Genomic DNA, 22,721 nt, shown 5'->3' with positions numbered 1-22,721 from the left:
CAAAAAGATCAAAGCAGGAAGAGCAGGGACATATGACGACCATTACCCCCAAACCGTCGGACCTCATCCCCGATCGAGGCATTTATGAGCGCCGCGAATCCGTGGTTCGCAGCTATGCCCGCGCCATGCCGCGGCAATTCGGCAAGGCCGAAGGCGTGTGGATGCACGACAATCAGGGCGGGCGCTACCTCGACTTTCTGTCGGGCTGCTCGACGCTCAACTATGGCCATAACCACCCGATTTTGAAGCAGGCGCTGCTCGATTATATCGCGGGCGACGGGATCGCCCATGGCCTTGATCTCCACACCGAGGCGAAAGAGGCGTTTCTCGAAACATTTGAGGACGTGATCCTCAAGCCGCGCAAACTCGATTATCGCGCGATGTTCACCGGGCCCACCGGGACCAATGCGGTCGAGGCCGCGATCAAGCTGGCGCGCAAGGTAACGGGCCGCGAGATGATCATCGCCTTTACCAACGGCTTTCACGGCATGACGCTTGGTGCGCTTGCCTGCACCGGCAACGCCGCCAAGCGCGGCGGCGCAGGCGTTCCGCTGAGCCATGTCAGCCATGAGCCCTATGACGGCTATTATGGCCCCGAAGTCGACACTGCCGATCTGCTCGAACAGCGGCTCGCCGATCCGTCGAGCGGGCTGGACGCCCCGGCGGCCATTCTGGTCGAAACGGTGCAGGGCGAAGGCGGACTGAACGCGGCGTCGCCCGAATGGCTACGCAAGATCGCCGGCATCGCCAAGGCGCATGGCGCGCTGCTGATCGTCGATGACATTCAGGCGGGCTGCGGGCGGACCAACGGCTTTTTCAGTTTTGAAGACATGGGCTTCACCCCCCACATTGTCACGCTGGCGAAATCGCTGTCGGGCATGGGCCTGCCCTTTGCACTGACGCTTTTCCGCCCCGAGCTCGACCAATGGTCGCCGGGCGAGCATAATGGCACCTTCCGCGGCAATAATCACGCCTTTGTCACGGCAACGGCGGCGCTGCGCCATTTCTGGAGCGATGATCATTTCATTGGTGATGTGCGTCGCCGCGGCGCGCTGCTCGAACAGCGGTTGACCGCGCTGGCGGAGGAACATGGTTTTGAAACCCGCGGGCGCGGGATGATGCGGGGCATCAATGTCGGGTCCGGAGAGCTTGCCGGCGCCGTCACGGCGGCCTGCTTTGACGCCGGGCTGATCATTGAAACGAGCGGCGCGCATGACGAGGTGATCAAGGTCCTCGCACCGCTTGTGATCGACGATGCCGTGCTGTCCCATGGCCTCGATATTCTTGAGGCAAAGATCGGCGATGCGCTGGACAGCGATTTTGCTGTCGCCGCCGAATAAGAAAAACAGGAGATAATCATATGATCGTTCGCAATCTTGGCGATATCCGCAAAACCGACCGCAATGTCCGTTCGGACGGCTGGGCCAGCGCCCGCCTGCTGCTGAAGGATGATGGCATGGGCTTTTCCTTCCATGTCACCACGCTTTTCGCCGGCTCTGAACTGAAGATGCATTATCAGAATCATCTGGAGGCCGTGCTGATCTTGAAGGGCAAGGGCACGATCGAGGATCTGGCGACGGGCGAGATCCACCAGCTTCAGCCGGGCGTCATGTATGCGCTCAACGGCCATGACCGGCACATTGTGCGGCCGGAAACGGACATTCTGACCGCTTGCGTCTTCAATCCGCCCGTGACGGGCCGCGAAGTCCATGATGAAAGCGGTGCCTATCCGGCCGATCCCGACGCGGTGCGCGAGACCGTCGCCGCCGACTGAGTTTTCCACCACATGAAAGGGGGAAGTCCCATGCAAGACATCTACCCATCCCGCCACGCGGCCGAGCCAGAGATGCTGCCGCGACAGGATCCTGTCGTCTATAGCGAATGGACCGAGGAGGCCCCGGTTTCAAAGGCGCAGGCCGAGCAATTTGAACGCGACGGCTATCTGGTGCTTGAGGATATTTTCTCGGACGACGAGGTGAAATTCCTTCAGCGTGCCGCGGGCAATCTGTTGTCCGACCCGGCCGCGCTCAATCCGGAAACGATCATCAGCGAGCCGCAAAGCAAGGAAATCCGGTCAATCTTCGAGATTCACCGGCAAAGCGATATCATGGAACGCCTGGCGTCCGACAGCCGTCTGGCCGAGGTTGCCCGTTTCCTGCTGGGGGACGAGGTTTATATCCACCAATCGCGTCTCAACTATAAGCCCGGCTTCAAGGGCAAGGAATTTTACTGGCACAGCGATTTTGAAACCTGGCATGTCGAAGATGGAATGCCGCGAATGCGCGCCCTGTCCATGTCGGTGCTTCTCGCTGAAAATACGCCGCACAACGGCCCGTTGATGCTGATACCGGGATCGCACCACAGTTATCTGACCTGCATCGGCGAGACCCCGGACAATCATTATCTCAGCTCGCTGAAAAAACAGGAATATGGCGTGCCTGACGAAGACAGCCTTGCCGAGCTTGCCCATCGCCACGGCATTGTGGCGCCGACCGGAAAGCCGGGAACGGTGATCCTGTTCGATTGCAACCTGATGCACGGATCGAATGGCAATATAACGCCTTTCCCGCGCGCCAATGCCTTCATGGTCTATAATGCGGTGAGCAACCGCCTGCAAAAGCCCTTTGGCGTTGAAAAGCCGCGCCCGTGGTTTCTGGGACATCGCGGCGTGCCCGAGCCGCTGTCCGTCCGCCATGGCGCCTTTGGAGAGGCGGTGCCCGCATGACCGGTCAGCATACCGTCGAGAAGATTGGCGGCACATCGATGGCGGCCACCGCCACCCTGTTCGACAACGTCCTGATTGCGGGACGATCGGGCGCCGATCTTTACAACCGTATCGTGGTCGTTTCGGCCTATGCGGGGATCACCAACTTGCTTCTTGAGGACAAGAAGACCGGCGAACCCGGCGTTTACGGCCGCTTCGTCGCCGATGACGAAGGCGCGCAGGGCTGGGTCGACGCGATGGCCGCCGTGCGTAGCGCCATGCGCGACCGCAACGCCGCCATGTTCGCGCGTGAGGAAAGCCGGGCGGAGGCCGATCAATTTGTCGATGAACGCCTCGACGCCGTTTCGGCCTGCCTCGACGATCTGGCACGGCTCCGCAGCCATGGGCGCTTTTGCGTCAAGGAACAGCTTGTCACGGCGCGCGAATTGCTGGCGGGGCTGGGCGAGGCGCATAGCGCGCACAGCACCGCGCTGTTACTGCGCGACCGCGACGTCAACGCCCTGCTGGTCGATCTGACCGCCTGGGACCAGGATGATTTGCGGACGCTTGATGAACGGATCGAAGAGGCATTTGCCGATATCGACCTGACGACGACGCTGCCGATCGTCACCGGCTATGCAGGCTGTCAGGGCGGGATGGTCCGGCGTTTCTCGCGCGGCTATACCGAAATGACCTTCTCGCGCATTGCCGTTTTGACTGGCGCGCGCGAGGCGATCATTCACAAGGAATTTCACCTGTCGAGCGCCGATCCCAAGCTGGTGGGCGAGGACAAGGCGCGCAAGATCGGCCGCACCAATTATGACGTCGCCGACCAGCTCGCCAATCTGGGGATGGAGGCGATCCATCCGGGAGCTGGGCGCGGTCTGCGCCAGACCGACATTCCGCTGCGGGTTCGCAATACGTTCGACCGCGAGGATCCGGGCACGGTGGTTTCGGGCAAATATGTCTCCGATGTGCCGCGCGTCGAAATTGTCACCGGCATTCGCCAGATGCAGGCGCTGCAATTTTTCGAACAGGATATGGTGGGGGTAAAGGGCTATGACGCCGCTATCCTCGATTCCCTGACGCGGCATGGCATCTGGATTGTCAGCAAATCGTCGAATGCCAACACCATCACCCATTATCTGTCGGCGAGCGCCGATGCGGTGAAGAAGGTGATCGCCGATCTGCAGAAGCAATATCCCGACGCCGCCATTTCGGCGCAAGCGGTGGCGATGGTGTCGGTGATCGGCAGCGATATTTCGCGTCCCGGCCTTGTCCCCGACGCCTTGCTCGCGCTCGAAGAGGCGGGGATCGACATGATCGCGATGCAGCACCAGATTCGCAATGTCGACGTGCAATTTATTGTTCCCAGCCGGGATTTTGAAAAAGCGATCGTCGCGCTTCACAAGGCGCTGGTCGAGGATGAGGAAGGCGCGGCGGAAGGTCGTTGCGCCGCCTGACGCAGGCTTTTAGCTAGACTGATGCTTGCAATCATCCAGCCCGTTCGCAGCCTGCTTGTCGCCATTTTCACCCTGATGGCGGGAAGTGGCTTTTTATCCACCCTGATCGGTTTGCGACTGGAGCGGGCGGGAAGCAGTACGATTGTGATCGGCCTGGTCGCCACCGCCTATTTTGCGGGGCTGGTGGTGGGGGCTGTCCGGGCAGGCGATGTCGTGCGGCAAGTGGGGCATATTCGCGCCTTTGCCGCCTTTGTCGCCCTTTTGTCGGCGAGCACGCTGACCTATGCGCTCTATCAGCATCCGCTGCTCTGGGGTTTTCTCCGCGTTATCGACGGCATTTGTGTGGCGGGGGTGTTCGTCTGCCTTGAAAGCTGGCTCAACGACCGCGCCGAGCCGGAAACACGGGGCAGCGTCCTCGCTTCCTATATGGTCGTCCTTTATCTGGGGCAGGCGGTGGGGCAGATTCTGTTGCGGTCGGGCGGTTCGGCGCCGGCGGTGCCGTTCGAGCTGGCGTCGATCCTCATATCGCTTGCGATCATCCCCATCTGCCTGACGCGCGCGGCGGCGCCGCATCTGGGCGAAGCGGCATCGCTTCCCATCCGCCGCCTGTTTGAAGCATCGCCGCTGGGGGTCGTGGGGGCGGGGATCACCGGTTTGCTGCTGGGGGCCTTTTACGGCCTCGCCGCCATTTATGCGCGGCGGACCGGGCTGTCGCTGGGCGATACCGCCAATTTCATGATGATCGTTATTCTGGGGGGCGTCGCGCTGCAATGGCCGCTGGGTCATTTGTCCGACCTTTATGACCGGCGGCGCGTCCTCGTGGGCGGTTTCGGTATTACCGGGGCGGTGACGCTTGCAATGGCCTTTCAGCCTGCACAGCCGTGGCTGTTACTGATCCTCGGTTTCCTGTTCGGGGGATTGAGCTTTGCGCTATATCCGCTGAGCGTTGCCCATGCGAATGACCGGTTGGAAGCGTCGGAGCGGGTGACGGCGAGCGGGCAGCTTGTCCTTCTCTATTCGGCCGGGGCCGCGCTGGGGCCTCTGGGCGCCGCAGCCGCCATGACCTTCACCGGGCCGGGCGGGCTCTTCTTCTTCATCGCCCTGTGCGCCGCCGCCATGTTTGCCTTTGGCCTGTGGCGTCTGGCGGCCAGCGATGCGGTTCCCGTCGAAGGCCAGCAGGATTTCCAGATACTCCCGCGTACCACGCCGGTGGCCGCCTTGCTCGACCCCGCCGGACCCGAAGAGGAGGCGCCCGAGGCGCCGCCCCCAACAACATAACCATAGGATGGAAATGCCATGACATCGACCACTGCCACCCCTGCGGGGGCCTCGCAAACAGACCCGGCGACGCTGCGCCGCGCCATCGCGGCCTCTGCGCTCGGCAATGCGACCGAATGGTTCGATTATGGCATTTACGCTTATGGTGTGACCTATATTTCCGCCGCGCTTTTTCCGGGCAGCGTAGAGGAAGCGACGCTGTTTGCGCTCGCGACCTTTGCCATTTCCTTTCTGGTGCGCCCGCTCGGCGGGCTGTTCTGGGGGCCGCTCGGCGACCGGATTGGACGCAAGTCGGTGCTGGCGCTCACCATCCTGATGATGGCGGGGGCAACCCTCGGCGTCGGGCTGATCCCTTCCTATGACAGCATTGGTTTCTGGGCGCCGACGCTGCTCATCATCCTGCGCATGATTCAGGGCTTTTCGACCGGCGGCGAATATGGCGGCGCGGCGACCTTCATGGCCGAATATGCCCCCGATGACCGACGCGGTTTCTTCGGCAGCTTTTTGGAATTCGGGACGCTTGCGGGCTTTTCGCTGGGCGCCATCCTCATGCTCGGCTTTTCGCTTCTGCTGGGGGATGCGGCCATGCACGATTGGGGATGGCGCATTCCCTTCCTAGTCGCCGCACCCATGGGGCTGATTGGCATGTATCTGCGTTCGCGCATGGACGATACGCCGATTTTCGTGGAGGAATCGGTCGTGGCCGAAGGACGGGCCGCCCCCGGTATTGGCGCCATCATGCGCGATTATTGGCGCCCCTTGCTCGTTGTAGGTGGTCTCGTCGTCGCGCTCAACGTCGTTAATTATACGCTGCTCAGCTATATGCCGACCTATCTTCAGCGGCGCATCGGCCTCTCGAATGAAGAGGCTTTGATCGTGCCGATTATCGGCATGCTGTTCATGATGATCTTCCTGCCCTTTGCCGGCGCCTTGTCCGACCGCATTGGACGCAAGCCGATGTGGCGCTGGTCGCTGATCGGCCTCTTCGTGATGGTGACGCCGCTCTATATATTGATCGGCACCGGTTTTTGGGGCGCGGTGATCGGTTTTATGCTGCTTGGCCTGCTTTACGTACCGCAGCTTGCGACGATTTCAGCGACCTTTCCGGCGATGTTCCCGACCAGCGTGCGGTTTGCCGGTTTTGCCATCGCCTATAATATTTCGACCTCGATCTTCGGCGGGACAGCTCCTGCCATTGGCAGCGCATTGATCAGCGCGACGGGCGATTATCTGATGCCGGCCTATTATATGATGCTGGCCTGCATCGTCGGCCTGATCGCGCTGCGCTTCATGCCTGAAAGCGCGGGGCGTTCGCTCCGCAGCGACTTGTTCGCAAAGTCCCCGGAACCGCAGATCGCCTGAACGGGAAGCGAGTAGAGGTCGCGCGGTGGGCGGAGCGTTGCAATTCTATGCTGTCATCGCATAGGGGGAATAGGATATTTCATCCGCGACCGCAGCAGCCGCGAACAGCGTTCTGCCGAAATCAAAAGCTCGCGGACATGGTCGCCCAGCGAGCTGTCGAGTTCGGACGATGGCAGCATGATCGCGATTGCGGCGACCAGTTCGGCGTTCTGGTTGAACACCGGCGCCGCGATGGCGGCATAGCCCAGCCCATATTTGTCGCGGTCCCAACAATAATAGTTGCGCTGGATATCGGCGACCTGGCGCATGAACTGCGCCTCATTCTCCACCCGGAAATCGGGCTCGCGCGCTTGCAGTTCGGCCAGCTGCGCCTGTCGCTGTTCGCGCTGCTGAAAGGCGTAACAGACGCGCGCAGTCGGTGAATGAGGCAGGCTCAGTACCAGCCCGATCTTGACGTCGATGCGGATCCCCGATTGCGCCGGGATGCAATTGACAACGATCGCGTCGCCGCCCGCGGGCGCGCACAGCAGGACCGTGCGATTGATCCGCGCACCCAATTGCTGCAACGACTCTTCCAGCGTGCGGGCAAAGTCCAGCCGCGCCGACGCAATCTGACCCCAGCGCATCACCCGCCAGCCCAGCTGGAAACCGCGCCCGCTGGGATTGCGCATCACCAGCCCCAGCGATTCCAGATTGGCCAGGTGGCGCGACGCGCGCGATTTGGTCATGCCCAATGTCGCGGCGGTATGCTGGACGCCGACCGGCTGCTCGCTCTCGGCCAGGAAATCGATGATCGCCGACGCGGTCGCCACCGCCTCGATCTTGGCGGAAGTGGCCTGCGGTGCGCGGCGGCGGACATCCCTGCTATCCATATCCATCATTTTAAGCATCGTTGCATTCTCCGCAACTAATAAGTCGATATGTTGCGCGTTCTGACATGGGGCATTCCTTTCAGGCGCCGCCAGGGGGTGTCGGCCAACCGGTCGATAAAGGCTTCGCAGCGCGCGAGTTGGTCCAGCGTGACATATTCGTCGGGCTGGTGCGCCTGTGCGATCGACCCGGGGCCGCAGATTACCGAGGGGATTGCGGCTTCCTGAAACAATCCGGCTTCGGAGCCAAAGGCGACATGGCCGGGCGCGGCATTGCTGCGCGCGGCGCGCTGGACATGGCGGACCAGCGGCGCTTCGGGGTCGATGGCAAAGCCGGGCACGCGCCCCAGCTGTTCGATGCGGATCGCAGCGTCGGGGGCGACCCGGCGCATCGCGGGAAGCAGGTCGCGCTCGGCATAGCCGCGAATCTCGGCGATCAGTTTGGCGCTCTCCGTTGCCGGCAGGGTGCGGACGTCGAAACGAAAGCTGCAATGGCGAGGCACGATATTGCTCGCCTGACCGCCCTCGATCACCCCGGTCTGCAGGGTGGAAAAGGGGATTTCATAACCCGAATGGCGCGGTTCCTCGCGCTCCAGCCGCTCGGCAATTTCGCGGATCTTGACGATTAGCCGCGCGGCATATTCGATGGCGTTGACATCGTGCGGGGCCAGCGAGCTGTGGACCTCGCGCCCCTCGACCGTACAGCGCCAGGCGGTGCCGTCCTTGTGCCCGACGACGACATTCATGTCGGTGGGTTCGCCGACGATACAGCCAGCGGGGCTAACATCCTGTTCGCCAAGGTCGGCGATCAGATGGCCGACGCCCTTGCAGCCGATTTCCTCGTCAAAAGACAGCGCGATATGAAAGGGACTGCCGCCCGCGCGCGCGGCGAGCATAGGCACTTTCGCCAGCACGACCGCGATAAATCCCTTCATGTCGCAGGTGCCGCGCCCGTAAAGGCGGCCGTCGCGCTCGGTCAGGACAAAGGGATCGCTGGCCCATGCCTGTCCCGCGACCGGGACGACATCGCTATGCCCCGACAACAACAGGCCGCCTTCGCCCGCGCCGATCGTCGCGAACAAATTGGCCTTATTGCCCTCGCTATTGTGGGTGAGGCGGCTCGCGACGCCATGGTCCGCCAGATAGCCGCGGACATAATGGATCAGCTCCAGATTGGAATCGCGGCTGACCGTGGGAAAGGCCACCAACCGGCCCAGCATCGCTACCGTCGCGTCGGACGGGCGCCGGCGGCTGGTGGCCCCGTGCATCAGCGGACCTTGCGGCCGTGGACATGCTTCCACGGCGATGCGGTGGTTTCCAGATTCATTGGAACCTCGATCAGCACCGGACCGTCGGCGGCCTTTGCTTCTTCCAGCGCCGCGCGCAGCCCTTCGGCGCCTTCGGCACGGATGCCGACCGCGCCGAAATTGCGCGCCAGTTCGACGAAATCGGGGTTGTGCAGGTGCGAAGCGATCACGCGGCCTGCATATTTATTGGCCTGGATGCGGCGCACATTGCCGAAATTGCCGTCGGCAAAGACGATCGCGATCAGCGGGATCTTGTGCAGCACCGCGCTCGCGAGTTCGGGCATGGTGTACATGAAGCCGCCGTCGCCGTTGACCGAGATGACGCGGCGCTTGCCCGCGCCGACCTGCGCGCCCAGCGCGGTGGCATAGCCATAGCCCAGCGTGCCCTGATAGCTGGAGCAGACATAGGTGCGTGGCTCATAGATCGGCAACGCATAGCGCGCGGCATAGCCCACCTGCGTCATCTCATCGACGAAGATGTCATCGTCGGCCATCGCTTCGCGGATGACGTCCAGATAACCGACCTGCGGCTGGATATCGCGTTCCACCTCGTCGCGAAACGCCTGCTTGATTGCACGAAATTCCTCGACGCGCGGTGCGCGCTGGACGTTGCGCGATGCCAGTTCGGCGTTCAGCGCCGCGGTCGCTTCGGCGGCGTCGGCGCATATGCCCAGGGTCGGCGGCGCGATGCGGGTGATCTCGGCCTGGTCCAGGTCGATGCGCAGCACCTTCAGCGCGTCGTCCATGCCCCATTCGCGAAGCTGGGTCAGGCGGGTGCCGATGCCGATTGCCAGGTCGACCTCTGCCCAATGGGGCAGGGCGGCGGCGGCGGGCAGCGCATAATCATCGTCGGCGCGCAGCGTACCGCGGCCCATGTGGCGGCTGACCACCGGCGCTTGCAGCAGTTCGGCGAGCGCGCGGATTTCCTCGCGCGCTTCCAGCGCGCCCGAACCCACGACGATCATCGGATTCTTCGCATCGGCGCACAGCGCGGCGGCACGGGCGATCTGTTCGGGGTCGAGGATCGGGTTGGCCAGCCACGGCAGCGCGTCGGGGTAAGCGATCATCGCGGTCTGCGCCAGAATGTCGGGCGGCACTTCCAGCGATACGGGCTGCGGACGGCCCGACATCAGCTGGCAGAACGCTTCGTCGAGCAGCGCGGGGATCTCGCTGGCACAGGTGGCGCGCGCGCTCCACTTCGACAGGTTGCGCAGCAGGCCCGTCTGGTCGTTGATCTCGTGCAGCGCGCCATAACGGCGGTCGATCAGCGCGCTTTGCACCGTACTCGTCAGGCACAGGACGCGGGCGTTGCAGGCATAGGCGGTCGACAGCGCGGCGCCAGCGTTCAGCACGCCGGGACCGGGGACGACCGCGCACACGCCGGGCTTGCCCGTGACCATGGCATAGCCCAGCGCCATATAGGCGGCGCCCTGTTCATGGCGCGTGTGGTACAGGCGGATGTCGCCGCCGCCGCGCGACAGGCCATCGAAAAATTCGTCGAGCTGGACGCCCGGAACCCCGAAGACCGTGTCGACGCCCCAACGGTGCAGGCCCGCGACGAGTGCGTCGCCGCCCGTCATGCGGGTCGCCCGGTTCGAATCGCTTGCTTCCATCTTCACTACGGTGGCCATGCCGCCCCTTTCTGTCGATTGCATAGTTTGTAACGTAATACGAGACTTTGTTGCGAATTTCGATCCAAAGCGCAAGCGGATTCTTTGTCGGAATCGGCTTCTGCTGTCGGAAACTCAGTTCGCGGGGGCTAGTTTTCCGCCTTCTTCGGGCATCGGCCGAAAGGCGGGGCGGATAGTCAGCGCTAGCACGCCCGCCACCAGCGCCGACACGATGAAGATCGCAAAGGGCAGGTGATAGGACCCGGTGGCGTCATACAGATATCCTGCCAGCGCGGGGCCGATCGCGCTGCCCGCCATGAAAAAGGTGGTCAGCACCGCGATCGCGCGCGCCATGGCGCGCGGACCGAACACATGTTTCGCCAGAATGGGCACGTTGATCATCATGCCGCCCTGGGTGGGGCCATATATGAATGCGAAAAGAAGCATCGTCGCGGTCCCGGCGATGGGGAAGGTCAGCGCGACCCCGGCCGCGACGACGAACCAGCAAAAGGCGACGCCGCGAACCGAGAAGCGGTCGAACAGCCAGCCATAACCGGCTTTGCCGATATTGCTCATTACCATCACCGCCGAAAAGCCGAGCGCGGCCACTCCGGCGCCCAATTGAACATCGCGGTCGAGATAGATGATAAGATGGGTCGACATGCCATGGTCGACCATGCCGATCAGCACGTTGATGATCGCCGCAGTGATGAAAAAGCGCGTGAAGCGAATGTCGGCAAAACCTGGGGCGTCGGGATGATCCAGCGCCAGTTGTTGTACCGCAGCGGTCGCTTGTTCCGTGCTGCGTTCACGGGCGCGCATGATAAAGAGCGGAAGGGCAATGCCCCATATGCCAAGGCTCATAATGGCGCATGCCATGCGCCAGCCATAGGCCTGGGAAAGCAGCGTGGTGATATAAGGCACAATAACCCCAGCGACGCTGATGCCCATCAGCGCTATGCCGATCGCGAGCCCCTGGTTACGCGAAAACCATTGCGACACGAGGATTTTCATGGCGGTTGCGACCCCCAGGGCGCTGATGCCCAGAAAGATGCCAACGGCGTAGAGGGTCCAAAGGCTGTCCACACCGACCATCATTAGCAGCGCGATTCCCGATAAAATGGAGCATATGATAGTGACGGGGCGCACCCCGTAGCGCTCTACCAACGGGCCAGTGAGATATGCGGCGATAGCGCCCGCGCCGAATTTCAGGGAACTTAATAAGGCGACGTCACCGCGAGACCAGCCCGTTTCGTCAATGATTGGCCCGTATAATACGGGTATCATAATGGCCGGAATGCCCAGCACCGCAAAGAAAATGATAAAGGCGCAAGCGACATTCCACTTTGCATGGCGGTGGTCGTCCGTCGCGGTTAAACTGGTCATTCGCTCCCCTCCTCAAGTGTACGGCGACTATGGTCGCTCATCCTTGGATTTTAGAAGAATGGAGCAGGAGATTTGTCGCGTCAATCGAAATTGAGTATCGCCATACGAGACGACATGAGGGGGTTTACTGGGCGTCCTAGTCGCAGACAAGCGTTCCCGGGCGTTTAGGAAGCCAGGCGTCGGCGCTTGGCATTAAGAAACACAAATTCGCTCGCGTTGCCATTGCGAAGGAGTATCGCCTAGTGCAACTCCGCCCCTTGGTCTGTTTTCGGTTCTTCTGCTCACATGTATCGCGCTATGCGAGACAAAAACGCAAAATGCGAGACAGGTGAGGGAGGATTGCATGTTTTACAAAAGCGACAGCATATCTGTGGGGCGCCAGCTTACAGCCGGGTTATTGGCGAGCGCTGCTTTAGTAGCTCCGGTACAAGCCCAAGCGCAAGCGACGGCTGCATCGGATACGGCTAACAGCGCGGATCGTCATGCGATAGCTGATATCGTCGTGACGGCGCGGCGACAGGAGGAGCGGCTTCAGACAACTCCGCTTGCGATTACCGCGCTCGGCGAATCCGACCTTCAAGCGAAAAATGTGTCCAGCCTGCTCGACGTCGGCAGTATCGCGCCGAATGTTCTCGTTGGCAGCCAATCGACCACTGGCGCCCAGAATGGCGGCTTCTTCATCCGCGGCTTCGGCCAGGACCGGTCGGGCATCACCTTTGATCAGGCCGTCGGCCTCTATATTGACGATGTTTTCTATAGCCGCAGCGACAATACGTTGATCAACATCGTCGACGTAGAGCGCATCGAGGTGCTGCGTGGCCCGCAGGGCACCCTATATGGCAAGAATACTATTGGCGGCGCTATCCGCTATATTTCGCGCAAGCCAGGGCCAGATTTCGGTGGCTATGTCGATGCCACAGTGGGCAGTTTCGACCGCCTCGACCTGAAGGCCGTTGTCAATGTTCCGCTGAGTGACAATGTCTTCGCCAAGGCGACCTTAGGGGCTTTGCAGCGCGACGGCTTCGTCAAACATGTCATCGACGACAAGCGCGATGGCGACGAAAATACGCGCGTTGGCCGACTGGAAATGCGCTTTCTGGCGGGCGAGAACGTCACGATCGACCTGGAAGCCAACAAGATCCGCACCAAAACCCGGGGGCGGGCGTTCATCATCGACAAGATCAGCCCTGATGCGCTCTTCTCGCGCACCACGCAGACGAAGCTCGGCATCACCTATGACGATACCTATCTCAGCCCCGATCATTACACCCTCTATGGGGGTACGAACACGGGCTATGATTATGACGGTTATGGCCTGTCCGGGGTCGTCAATGTAGATCTTTCCGATACCATATCATTGAAGTCGGTAACGGCTTACCTCAATGCAAATGTGCTGATCGATTCTGATTGGGACGGCACGCCCATCCCCCTCTATGACATTTCCTATGATCGCAAGATCGAGCAGTTCTCGCAGGAGTTGCAATTGTCGGGCGCCTTGTTCGACGATCGGCTGAAGTTGGTTAGCGGCCTTTATTATATGCAGGAAACGCCCAGCGATCAGCGGATGCAATCGACGACTTTTGATTCCCAGTTTCCGCATCCCCGGCTGTTGATCGATAATCACAAGGTCGACAGCTATGCGGCCTTTTTCCAAGGCACCTACAAACTGACGGACAAACTTTCGACGACATTGGGAATGCGTTACAGCAAGGATACGAAGTCGGGCCGGGCGCGCAATCTGACCCCGCGGCCGGATGGCACCCCCTATCCCAACGGGATTTTGGAAGGCCGCGACAAGCAGAGCTGGGATAATTTCTCGCCGCGCATCAGCGTCGAATATCAGTGGACGCCCGATGTCATGACCTATGCGTCATGGGCCCGCGGCTTCCGCAGCGGCGGCTTCAACGAAAATCTTCTCTCGACCGAACCGGGTACGGGGCAAAGCTATCGCGGCCGCATCCAGCCCTTCCTGGCCTATGACCCTGAAACGGTCGATACCTATGAAATCGGCCTCCGGTCGGACCCGCTCGATATTCTGCGGTTCAACCTAACGGGCTTTTACAGCAAATATCGCGACCAGCAGCTCAGTGCCTTCGATGCGTCGCAGAACATCACCTACATCCAGAATGTGGGCAAATCGGTGTTCAAAGGCTTTGAGCTGGAATCGACGCTGGCCGTGGCCGACTGGCTAAGGCTCCAGGGGACACTCGGGTATCTCGATGCCCAGTATAAGAGCATCGGGTCGGCGCAGGGCCTGACCACGGACAGTCGTGTGCTGCGTGCGCCGAAGTGGAACTATACAGTCGGCGCCCAGCTCCGCCAGCCGGTGGGCGCCGGTGAAATCGTCGCGAACATGGACTATAACTACCGGTCGAGCCAAGGCACGACATCGAGCGACGGTAACACCGTCATCCTCGACCCCTATGGCCTGCTGACCGCGCGCATTCAGTATAATGCGCCCGACGACCGATGGAGCATCGCGGCCTTTGCCACCAACCTTGCTGACAAAGAGTATTTCATCGGCGGCATCGATTTCGCGACGCCTAAAACGATCGGAATGCGCCAGATGGACGTCGGTCGCCCGCGCGAGTTCGGCATGAACCTGCGCTATAACTTCTAGAAGCTCGCGGGGCATTTCCCCATAAAATGACCCCGCGAAAATCGGCCCGCTTATCCCCCGGGATAGGCGGGTCCTTTTATCTCCGCACATGGTGGCTTTCGGTCACTCTGGCGCACAAATGGATCCCGGACCAAGACCGGGATGACAAAGAAAAGGTTTGGCAGGAAACGGCCAGGTGTGGACGTTGGAGCCTATCTAAGCCCCGTTCGCATCGAGCGAAGTCGAGATGCCTCTCGGGCCAGGTGCTGTGTCGACGGGTGTCTCGACTTCGCTTGACACGAGCGGAAAAGGCGGTTCGTCGGCTAGCGACCGATGGCGGACATTCTCTGGCGATGCCGCTGTCACTTACGGTCGCACCATTCCTCTGCGTCTTGTCTGCATTCGCCAAATGTTGGGATCTTCAGTAATCAAATTGAAGCCGATGAGTTCTCACGACTCCACCTTCTCCACCCCTATTCGGTCCTTCGCGCCGTTCTGAACCGACCACCTCAACACCCGCACGAAAAAGGCCCCGCCTTTCCCGACGGGGCCATTCGCTAGGCCACTCATGCGGCCGCCGCTGGTGCCGGATCAGCTCTTCGGCAGCGACTGGTCGAGCCAATTGACCAGTTGCGATTCGATCAGCGCGCCCGAACGGCGGGCGATTTCCTCGCCATCGTGGAACAGGATCAGCGTCGGCGATGCGCGGACGCTCAGCCGCGCGGCGGCTTCGGGAATATCCTGCTGATTGGCGTAGACCAGCGTAAAGGCGCCGGGATCGCGCGCGTGGATACGTTCCAGCCCCGCGCCGACCATCTTGCACGGGCCGCAGCCGTGCGCCCACACATCGACCAGCACCGGGCCTTCGGCCTTCAGCACCTGTTGTTCGAAATCGGCGTCGTGAATGTCCATCGCATTCTCCTTCTCGCGCAAAAGGGCCCGCGGCGGCGTTTAGGGTCGCTGCCGCGGGCGTTGGCCGGTCAGGCGTGCTTGCCGGGTTCCCAGCCCTGGCCGCCCAGGATGCGGCTCGTCGCTTCGACCGCGACATCCTCGGCCTGCGTCGCCAGCGTTTCGTTCCAGCAGTTGAGCCAGCCGAACAGGCAGATGCAGGCGACGATCTCGATCACTTCGCCCTCGTCGAAATGTTCGAGCAGCGCGTCGATATCTTCCTTGGTCGTCTCGTTCGGAAGCTGCCCGGCCTTGAAGGCGACGCGGATCGCGGCGCGTTCGGCGTCGCTGAACAGCTCGCTCGTTTCAAACTCCCACAGCGCCTGGATCTTTTCGTCCGACGCGCCATAGCGGTTCGACAAGTTGGTCATGTGCGACTGGCAATAACGGCATCCCGACGCCAGGCTGCGGGCCAAGGTGAGCAGCATCTTGAGCGGGCCGTCGACCGTGCCTTCGTACATCACGACATTGTTGAGCTTGGTATAGGCCTTCAATATGTTCGGGCGGCGCGCCATGGTGCGCGCGGCGTTGACGACGAAGCCGCGCTTCTTGATGCCCTCCTTCCACGCCGCCAGGATTTCCTCGTCCTGCACCTCGTCGAGTTCAAGCGGTCTGAGATGTGCCATTGCCTTTCAGTCTCCCTTTCATAATATGGCCCGCAACGTGCGGATCGGCGCGGACGACGCCGACACCTACCTGCCAATCAGCATCGCACAGCCGAGATATCATGTCTCTTCCTATGAGATTTAGTCGCGCATTGCGCAACAAACTACTTCGGGTTGAGGTGCCGCCATCGGCGTGATGCCAGTCAATCTGTATCGCATTGCGAAACATCGTAACGTAAATCATTGTCGCTGTCGATGGAAACTGTTAGCCGCGATCATTGCAGCCCTGGCGCGCGACGGCGCCTGTGGAAAGAGTGAGAGGAGAGAGGCGATGACCAGTGGTTTCGATCCGGTTTCAGGCGCCAGCCGCCGGGGGTTTCTGAGCGGCGCGATGGCGACGGCGGCGTTCGACGCCTCGGCTGGGGCGGCGCAGGCGGGGCAGGGCAATGTTGCCGGGCCAGCGCCAGCGACACCTTCGGTCCCGGGGCCCGGGGCGGGCGCACAGCGCGCGGCCGGTGGCGACCGGCCGGTGATCGCCATGCTTGTCCATCCCAAGATGGTGCTGCAGGATCTTGTCGGACCGCTCACCGTTTTCAACATGATGCGCGCCGATATCCACCTGGTCTGGAAAACGCTCGACCCCGTCGCCACCGACGTCGGCATCGCTGTGACGCCGACGACGCGGCTGGCCGATTGTCCGGCCGATCTCGACATATTGTTCGTGCCCGGCGGGCTCGATGGGTCGGTCGCGGTGATGGCCGATGCAGAAGTGCTCGCCTTCCTGGCCGATCGCGGCGCACGCGCGCGCTATGTCACCAGCGACTGCACCGGTTCGCTCGTGCTCGGCGCGACGGGGCTGCTGCGCGGCTATCGCGCAACCAGCCACTGGACGGTGCGCGACGAACTGGCGCTGCTCGGCGCCATTCCATCGGCCGATCGCGTCGTGGTCGATCGCAATCGGCTGACCGGCGGCGGCGTCACTGCCGGCATCGATTTCGGCCTGACGCTCGCCGCGCTGATTCGGGGAGAGGAGGCGGCGCAGCGGATCCAGCTTGTCATCGAATATGCGCCCGCGCCGCCCTTTCACGCGGGCACGCCCGAAACGGCCCCGCCCGCGATTGTTCAGGCGGTCAGCGCGGCACGCCGGCCCACGTTGCTGCGCGCCCGCGAACAGGCGGCGGCGGTCGCGGCGGGCTGGGCGGACGTGGCTGGCAGCGCGGGCGGCACCGCCGCGCTACAATGAAGGAACGGATTATGGCTTTGCCGGGTGGAGAGGGCAGGATGACGAACAAGGGAAGCAATGCCCCGCAATATATGCCGGGCTTTGGTAATGATTTCGAGACAGAGGCGCTTCCCGGCGCGCTGCCGCAGGGGCAGAATTCGCCCCAGAAATGCCCTTATGGCCTCTATGCCGAACAATTGTCGGGCACCGCCTTCACCGCGCCGCGCGGGCAGAATGAACGCAGTTGGTGCTATCGCATCCGGCCCAGCGTGCGCCACGTCGGCCGCTTTCGGGAAATCGCGCTGCCGCACTGGAAATCGGCGCCGCACATCCTTCCCGGCGTCGCCAGCCTTGGCCAATATCGCTGGAATCCGGTGCCGCACGAAGATGCGCCGCTGACCTGGGTGACCGGGATGCGGACGGTGACGACTGCGGGCGACGTCAACACGCAAACGGGGATGGCCAGCCATATCTATCTGGTCACCCGGTCGATGACCGACGAATATTTCTGCTCGGCCGACGGCGAATTGCTGGTGGTGCCGCAGCAAGGGCGGCTGCGCTTTGCGACCGAGCTTGGCATCGTCGACATCGAACCCGGCGAAATCGCGATCCTGCCGCGCGGGCTGGTGTACCGCGTCGAGCTGCTCGACGGGCCGTGCCGCGGCTTCGTCTGCGAAAATTACGGGCAGAAATTCGACCTGCCGAACCGCGGCCCGATCGGCGCCAATTGCCTGGCCAATCCGCGCGATTTCAAGACGCCCGTGGCGGTGTTCGAGGATCGCGAGGCGCCCTCGACCCTCATCATGAAATGGTGCGGCCAGTTTCACCAGACTGAGATCGGCCACAGCCCGCTCGACGTCGTGGCCTGGCACGGCAATTATGCGCCATGCAAATATGACCTCGGCACCTACAGCCCGGTCGGCGCGATCCTGTTCGACCATCCCGATCCGTCGATCTTCACCGTGCTGACCGCGCCGTCGGAAGTGGAGGGGACGGCGAATATCGACTTTGTGCTGTTCCGCGAACGCTGGCTGGTCGCCGAACATAGTTTCCGGCCGCCGTGGTATCACAAGAATGTGATGTCGGAACTGATGGGCAATATTTACGGCGAATATGACGCAAAGCCCAATGGCTTTGCCCCCGGCGCGATGAGCCTCCACAATTGCATGCTGCCCCACGGCCCCGATCGCGAAGCCTTTGAGGGCGCGAGCAACGCCGACCTCAAGCCGCAAAAGCTCGACGATACGATGAGCTTCATGTTCGAAACGCGCTTTCCCCAGCATCTTACCCATTGGGCGGCGCACGAAGCGCCGATGCAGGACGATTATGCCGATTGCTGGGCGGGGATCGACCGCAAGTTCGATGGAAGCCGCGATCCGTTATAACCTATATGGTTTGTTTATAGAGAGAAAATTTCCAAGGAGTTGTTTATGGCGCTGATGCACTCGTGGCTCGAAAGTGCCAATGCCCCCGGCTGTCCCTTTCCGCTCAACAATCTGCCGTGCGGGGTGTTCAGCCACGGCGGCGCGGCGCCGCGCTGCGGGGTCGCGATCGGTGACCATATCGTCGACATGGCGGCGCTGGAGGCGGCGGGGCTGATCGTGCTCGATGGCGCCCCGCTGTTCGGCGCGCCGTCGTGGAATGCGGTGATGGCGGCGGGACCGGCGGTGTGGCGCGCAATGCGCGGGCGGCTTGCCGACCTGCTCGGCGAAGGCGCAGAGGCGCGCGCGGCGGTCGAGGCATGTCTGGTGCCGCAGGATGGCGCGGTGATGCATATGCCTTTCCGCGTCGCGGGCTTCACCGATTTCTACGCAAGCCGCCAGCATGCCTTCAACGTCGGCACGATGTTCCGCGGGCCTGAAAATGCGCTGCCGCCCAACTGGCTGCACCTTCCGATCGGATATAATGGCCGCGCCTCTTCGGTGGCGGTGTCGGGCCGCGACGTGCGGCGGCCGTGGGGGCAGGTGAAGGGTCCCGACGATGCCGCGCCGCGCTTTGGCCCTTCGGCGCGTTTCGACATCGAGCTCGAATTGGGCGCGATCGTCGGCCAGCCGTCCGACGGGCCGGTGACGGTGGCAGAGGCCGACGCGATGATCTTTGGCTATGTGCTGCTGAACGACTGGTCGGCGCGCGATATCCAGGCATGGGAATATCAGCCGCTCGGTCCCTTTCAGGGCAAGGCTACCGCGACGACGATCGGCGCGTGGATCGTGATGAAGGACGCGCTGGAGCCGTTTCGCGTCGCCGCGCCCGCGCGCGAAAAGCCGCTGCTCCCTTATCTTACCGAACCGGGGCCGATGTTCTATGACATCGCGCTCGACGTCGCGCTGACCCCCGACGGCGGGACGGAAACGGTGATCAGCCGCACCAATTATCGCAGCATGTATTATTCGGCGGCGCAGCAACTCGCGCATCATACCAGCGCGGGGTGCCGGATGGAGGTTGGCGACCTGCTGGGCACCGGCACCATCTCGGGCGCCGAGCCGGGCAGTTATGGCAGCCTGCTGGAAATGAGCTGGGGCGGCAAGGAACCGCTGAAGCTTGGCGACGGCGGCACGCGCAGCTTCGTCGCCGATGGCGACACGCTCGACCTGCGCGGCCGCTGCATTGGCGAGGGATATGAGATCGGCTTTGGCGAATGCCGCGCGCGGGTGCTTCCCGCGCTCGCCGATCCCTACGCGCGCTGACGATCGAGAAGGGGGGATGGCGATGCGGAACGGCGATGCGGTGGCGGCGCTGAAGGCCGCCTTTCCCGGCGGAGTTGTCCTCGACGGCGATCAGGATTGCGAAAGCTATTATCGCGACCTGACGGGGCGCTGGCCGGCGCACGCCGTCGCGGTCGCGCGCCCGCGCGATACGGCGGAGCTGGCCGATGTCGTGCGCTGCGCGGTCGCCCTTGGCCTCGCGATCGTGCCGCCCGGCGCTGCTCGTCTCGCTGCGGCGGATGGACCGCATCCGGTTGGTCGACGCCGACGCGGGGGCGATCGTCGCCGACGCGGGCTGCATCCTCGCCGATGTGCAGGCGGTCGCTGCCGAACATGGCTTTGCGATCCCGCTCGGGCTGGGGTCAGAGGGAAGCGCGACGATCGGCGGGCTGGTTTCGACCAATGCCGGCGGGGTGCGCGCGCTCCGCCATGGCGTGATGCGCGCCCAGGTGCTGGGGCTGGAGGTGGTGCTGCCCGACGGGCGCGTGTGGGACGGGCTGCGCCGCGTCGCAAAGAATAATATGGGCTATGACCTCAAACAGCTGTTCATCGGGGGAGAGGGGACGCTGGGCGTCGTCACCGCCGCTGCGCTGCGCATCGTGCCCGCGTGGCGGCAGGTCGAAACCGCCTGGCTGGCGGTCGACAGCCCTGCGGCGACGCTCACGCTGCTCCACCGGCTGCGCGCCGCGCTCGGCGATCTGGTCGTCGCGTTCGAACTGGTCCAGCGGCGCGGGTGCGACTGGGCTCTGCTGCGCAACCCCGCGCTGCGTGTCCCCGACATGGGCGATCATGGCTGGTTCGTGCTTGCCGAATTTGCGTCCTCCGCCGCCGATTTCCCGATCCGCACCGCGGTCGAACAGGCGATTGCGCAGGGCTTTGACGATGGGGTGGTCCGCGGCGGCACGCTCGCCGAAAATGAAACGCAGCGGCGCGAATTGTGGCGCATCCGCGAAATGGTGGTGGAGGGCAAGATTGCGCAGAAACCGTCGGTCAGCGTCGATGTCGCGGTGCCGCTTGGCGCCGTCCCCGCTTTCATCGATCAGGCAAGCGCCGCCGCCGAACGCCTGCTGCCGGGCAGCCAATGCCTCAGCGTCGGGCATGTGGGCGACGGCAATATCCATTTCTCGGTCCATCGCGGCGCGCACGCACCCGCTTCGCTCACCGCCGCGGGGCCGTCGATCAGCGCCGCGATCGAGGCGATCGTGCTGTCGCTTGGCGGGTCGATCTGCGCCGAACATGGTGTCGGGCGCAGCATGCGCGACGCGGTCGCGCGCGCGGTGGGGACGGTCGAAATCGACCTGTTCCGCGCGGTCAAGCGCGCGCTCGATCCGGCCGAAGCGATGAATCCCGGTGCGCTGGTGGACATGCTCGGCGAAGCGGCGCCGCTTTCGGGGTGATTTTCGCCGCATGGGCGATTGCCCTATTGTAACGCAATGCACTACGCTGTATCGCATAATGGAACAGATGGAGAGATTATGTTTGCTCAGCTTCCCGATCCGCCGGTCGATCCCATTCTTGGGCTCGCCCAATTGCTTGCGAGCGATTCGAGCCCCGACAAGGTCGATCTGGGCATCGGCATCTATAATGACGAAAACGGCCAGGCCCCCGTGCTCGACTGCGTCAAGGCCGCGGAACGCTGGCTGGTCGAAAACCAGCCGAGCAAGCGCTATCTGTCGTCGGCGGGGCATCCCGAATATAATGACCACACCCGCGCGCTTCTCTTCGGTGAAGGCAGCGACGCACACCAGCGCAGCCGGACGATCCAGGCCCCCGGCGGCACCGGCGCGCTGCGGCTGGCGTCGGACCTGATCCGGCGGCTGCGCCCCGGCGGGCGCATCTTCGTGCCCGGCCCGACCTGGCCGAACCATCCCGTGCTGCTGAAGGCAAGCGGGCACGAACTCGTCGTCTATCCCTATTATGATCTCGCCACCGGGGCGCTGCGCTTTGACGAGATGATGGCATGCCTTGCCGGCATGACCAGCGCCGATACCTTGCTCGTCCACGGCTGTTGTCACAATCCGACCGGCGCCGACCTGGACCTCGATCAGTGGGGCACGGTTGCCGACATCGTCGCAAAGACCGGCTCCGGGGTGCTCGTCGACCTTGCCTATCTGGGGCTCGGCGACGGGATCGACGAGGATGCGGCGGGCATTCGCCTGCTCGCCGAACGGCTGCCCGAAATGATCGTCGCCAGCTCTTATTCCAAGAATTTCGCGGTCTATCGCGAACGGGTCGGCGCGCTGACGCTGGTGGGCGCCAATGCAACGGATGCGGCGCTTGCCCATGCGCACACGCTGCCCGTCGCACGCACCCTCTATTCGATGCCGCCCGATCATGGCGCCGCGGTCGTCGCGCGCGTGCTCGGCGATGCCGACATGCGCCGCGGGTGGGAGATTGAGCTGCGCACGATGCGCGACCGTATCAATGCGATGCGCGCGCGCCTGTCGTCGCGCCTCGCGGGGCAAAGCGCGCGCGATTACAGCTTCATCGCGCGCCAGCGCGGCATGTTCACCATGCTGGGCATCACCCCCGAAGGCGTTGAGCAGCTGCGCAGCGATCATCATGTCTATGTCACCAATTCGGGCCGCGTGAACATCGCGGGGCTCAACAACAATAATGTCGACCGGGTCGCCGATGCGATCGCGGCCGTCAGCCGCGACTGA

The 22,721-nt window shown here is 62.8% G+C and carries 18 protein-coding genes; 12 read left to right on the top strand and 6 right to left on the bottom strand.

Features of this window, described 5'->3' with window-relative positions:
- Positions 1-32 precede the first annotated feature (32 nt).
- From ectB to JV18_RS0104210, 6 genes are read left to right on the top strand one after another with little or no spacing between them, the layout of a single operon-like run.
- The gene (gene ectB, locus JV18_RS0104235) at positions 33-1,340 is read left to right on the top strand and encodes a diaminobutyrate--2-oxoglutarate transaminase (RefSeq protein ID WP_033073534.1); all 1,308 of its coding nucleotides are present in this window, start codon (positions 33-35) and stop codon (positions 1,338-1,340) included.
- 20 nt (positions 1,341-1,360) lie between these two features.
- On the top strand, positions 1,361-1,774 hold the full coding sequence (locus JV18_RS0104230) for an ectoine synthase (protein ID WP_033073533.1): 414 nt from the start codon (positions 1,361-1,363) through the stop codon (positions 1,772-1,774).
- Between the two features lie 30 nt (positions 1,775-1,804).
- Positions 1,805-2,725, top strand: coding sequence for an ectoine hydroxylase (thpD, locus tag JV18_RS0104225; RefSeq protein ID WP_033073532.1), 921 nt, complete (start codon positions 1,805-1,807; stop codon positions 2,723-2,725).
- Complete coding sequence (locus tag JV18_RS0104220) at positions 2,722-4,167, top strand: aspartate kinase (protein ID WP_033073531.1); 1,446 nt, start codon at positions 2,722-2,724, stop codon at positions 4,165-4,167. The genes thpD and JV18_RS0104220 overlap by 4 nt, the downstream gene beginning before the upstream one ends.
- 21 nt (positions 4,168-4,188) lie before the next feature.
- Entirely contained in the window at positions 4,189-5,445 is a 1,257-nt protein-coding gene (locus JV18_RS0104215; protein ID WP_033073530.1) for an MFS transporter, read from the top strand.
- A gap of 18 nt (positions 5,446-5,463) precedes the next feature.
- Positions 5,464-6,807 (top strand): MFS transporter, encoded by a 1,344-nt coding sequence (locus JV18_RS0104210; protein WP_033073529.1) that lies wholly within the window; start codon positions 5,464-5,466, stop codon positions 6,805-6,807.
- 53 nt (positions 6,808-6,860) lie between these two features.
- Here the strand turns inward: JV18_RS0104210 and JV18_RS0104205 are convergent, their stop codons facing one another.
- The 4 genes from JV18_RS0104205 to JV18_RS0104190 all read right to left on the bottom strand — a co-directional run bounded on the left by JV18_RS0104205 (position 6,861) and on the right by JV18_RS0104190 (position 11,979).
- Entirely contained in the window at positions 6,861-7,679 is an 819-nt protein-coding gene (locus JV18_RS0104205) for an IclR family transcriptional regulator (RefSeq protein ID WP_160174161.1), read from the bottom strand.
- 35 nt (positions 7,680-7,714) lie between these two features.
- Positions 7,715-8,944 carry an acetylornithine deacetylase gene (gene argE / locus JV18_RS0104200; RefSeq protein WP_052071728.1) on the bottom strand — a complete coding sequence of 410 codons (1,230 nt, stop codon included), beginning with the start codon at positions 8,942-8,944 and terminating at the stop codon, positions 7,715-7,717.
- The gene (locus JV18_RS0104195) at positions 8,944-10,614 is read right to left on the bottom strand and encodes a thiamine pyrophosphate-binding protein (protein ID WP_200879067.1); all 1,671 of its coding nucleotides are present in this window, start codon (positions 10,612-10,614) and stop codon (positions 8,944-8,946) included. Before JV18_RS0104195 ends, argE begins: the two co-directional genes overlap by 1 nt.
- Before the next feature lie 114 nt (positions 10,615-10,728).
- Positions 10,729-11,979, bottom strand: coding sequence for an MFS transporter (locus tag JV18_RS0104190; RefSeq protein WP_081944676.1), 1,251 nt, complete (start codon positions 11,977-11,979; stop codon positions 10,729-10,731).
- A gap of 502 nt (positions 11,980-12,481) precedes the next feature.
- On the opposite strand from JV18_RS0104190, the gene JV18_RS0104185 reads away from it, so the two are divergent.
- Positions 12,482-14,599, top strand: coding sequence for a TonB-dependent receptor (locus JV18_RS0104185; RefSeq protein ID WP_033073526.1), 2,118 nt, complete (start codon positions 12,482-12,484; stop codon positions 14,597-14,599).
- Between the two features lie 570 nt (positions 14,600-15,169).
- Here the strand turns inward: JV18_RS0104185 and JV18_RS0104180 are convergent.
- Entirely contained in the window at positions 15,170-15,490 is a 321-nt protein-coding gene (locus JV18_RS0104180) for a thioredoxin family protein (RefSeq protein WP_033073525.1), read from the bottom strand.
- 68 nt (positions 15,491-15,558) lie between these two features.
- The gene (locus tag JV18_RS0104175; protein ID WP_033073524.1) at positions 15,559-16,152 is read right to left on the bottom strand and encodes a carboxymuconolactone decarboxylase family protein; all 594 of its coding nucleotides are present in this window, start codon (positions 16,150-16,152) and stop codon (positions 15,559-15,561) included.
- 310 nt (positions 16,153-16,462) lie between these two features.
- On the opposite strand from JV18_RS0104175, the gene JV18_RS0104170 reads away from it, so the two are divergent.
- The 5 genes from JV18_RS0104170 to JV18_RS0104150 all read left to right on the top strand — a co-directional run bounded on the left by JV18_RS0104170 (position 16,463) and on the right by JV18_RS0104150 (position 22,721).
- Complete coding sequence (locus JV18_RS0104170) at positions 16,463-17,374, top strand: DJ-1/PfpI family protein (RefSeq protein ID WP_235302843.1); 912 nt, start codon at positions 16,463-16,465, stop codon at positions 17,372-17,374.
- 11 nt (positions 17,375-17,385) lie between these two features.
- Positions 17,386-18,738 (top strand): homogentisate 1,2-dioxygenase, encoded by a 1,353-nt coding sequence (gene hmgA, locus JV18_RS0104165; RefSeq protein WP_052072056.1) that lies wholly within the window; start codon positions 17,386-17,388, stop codon positions 18,736-18,738.
- A 45-nt stretch (positions 18,739-18,783) separates the two neighbouring features.
- Complete coding sequence (gene fahA, locus JV18_RS0104160; RefSeq protein ID WP_033073522.1) at positions 18,784-20,040, top strand: fumarylacetoacetase; 1,257 nt, start codon at positions 18,784-18,786, stop codon at positions 20,038-20,040.
- Between the two features lie 209 nt (positions 20,041-20,249).
- Positions 20,250-21,455, top strand: a complete 1,206-nt coding sequence (locus tag JV18_RS14475) for an FAD-binding oxidoreductase (RefSeq protein WP_160174160.1) — start codon at positions 20,250-20,252, stop codon at positions 21,453-21,455.
- Positions 21,456-21,533: 78 nt separating this feature from the next.
- Positions 21,534-22,721 (top strand): amino acid aminotransferase, encoded by a 1,188-nt coding sequence (locus JV18_RS0104150; protein ID WP_033073521.1) that lies wholly within the window; start codon positions 21,534-21,536, stop codon positions 22,719-22,721.

The sequence above is a fragment of the Sphingopyxis sp. MWB1 genome (assembly GCF_000763945.1).
Classification (GTDB): Bacteria; Pseudomonadota; Alphaproteobacteria; order Sphingomonadales; family Sphingomonadaceae; genus Sphingopyxis.
Note: the sequence above shows the minus strand (reverse complement) of the source record. Positions and strands in the feature narration are given on the sequence as shown.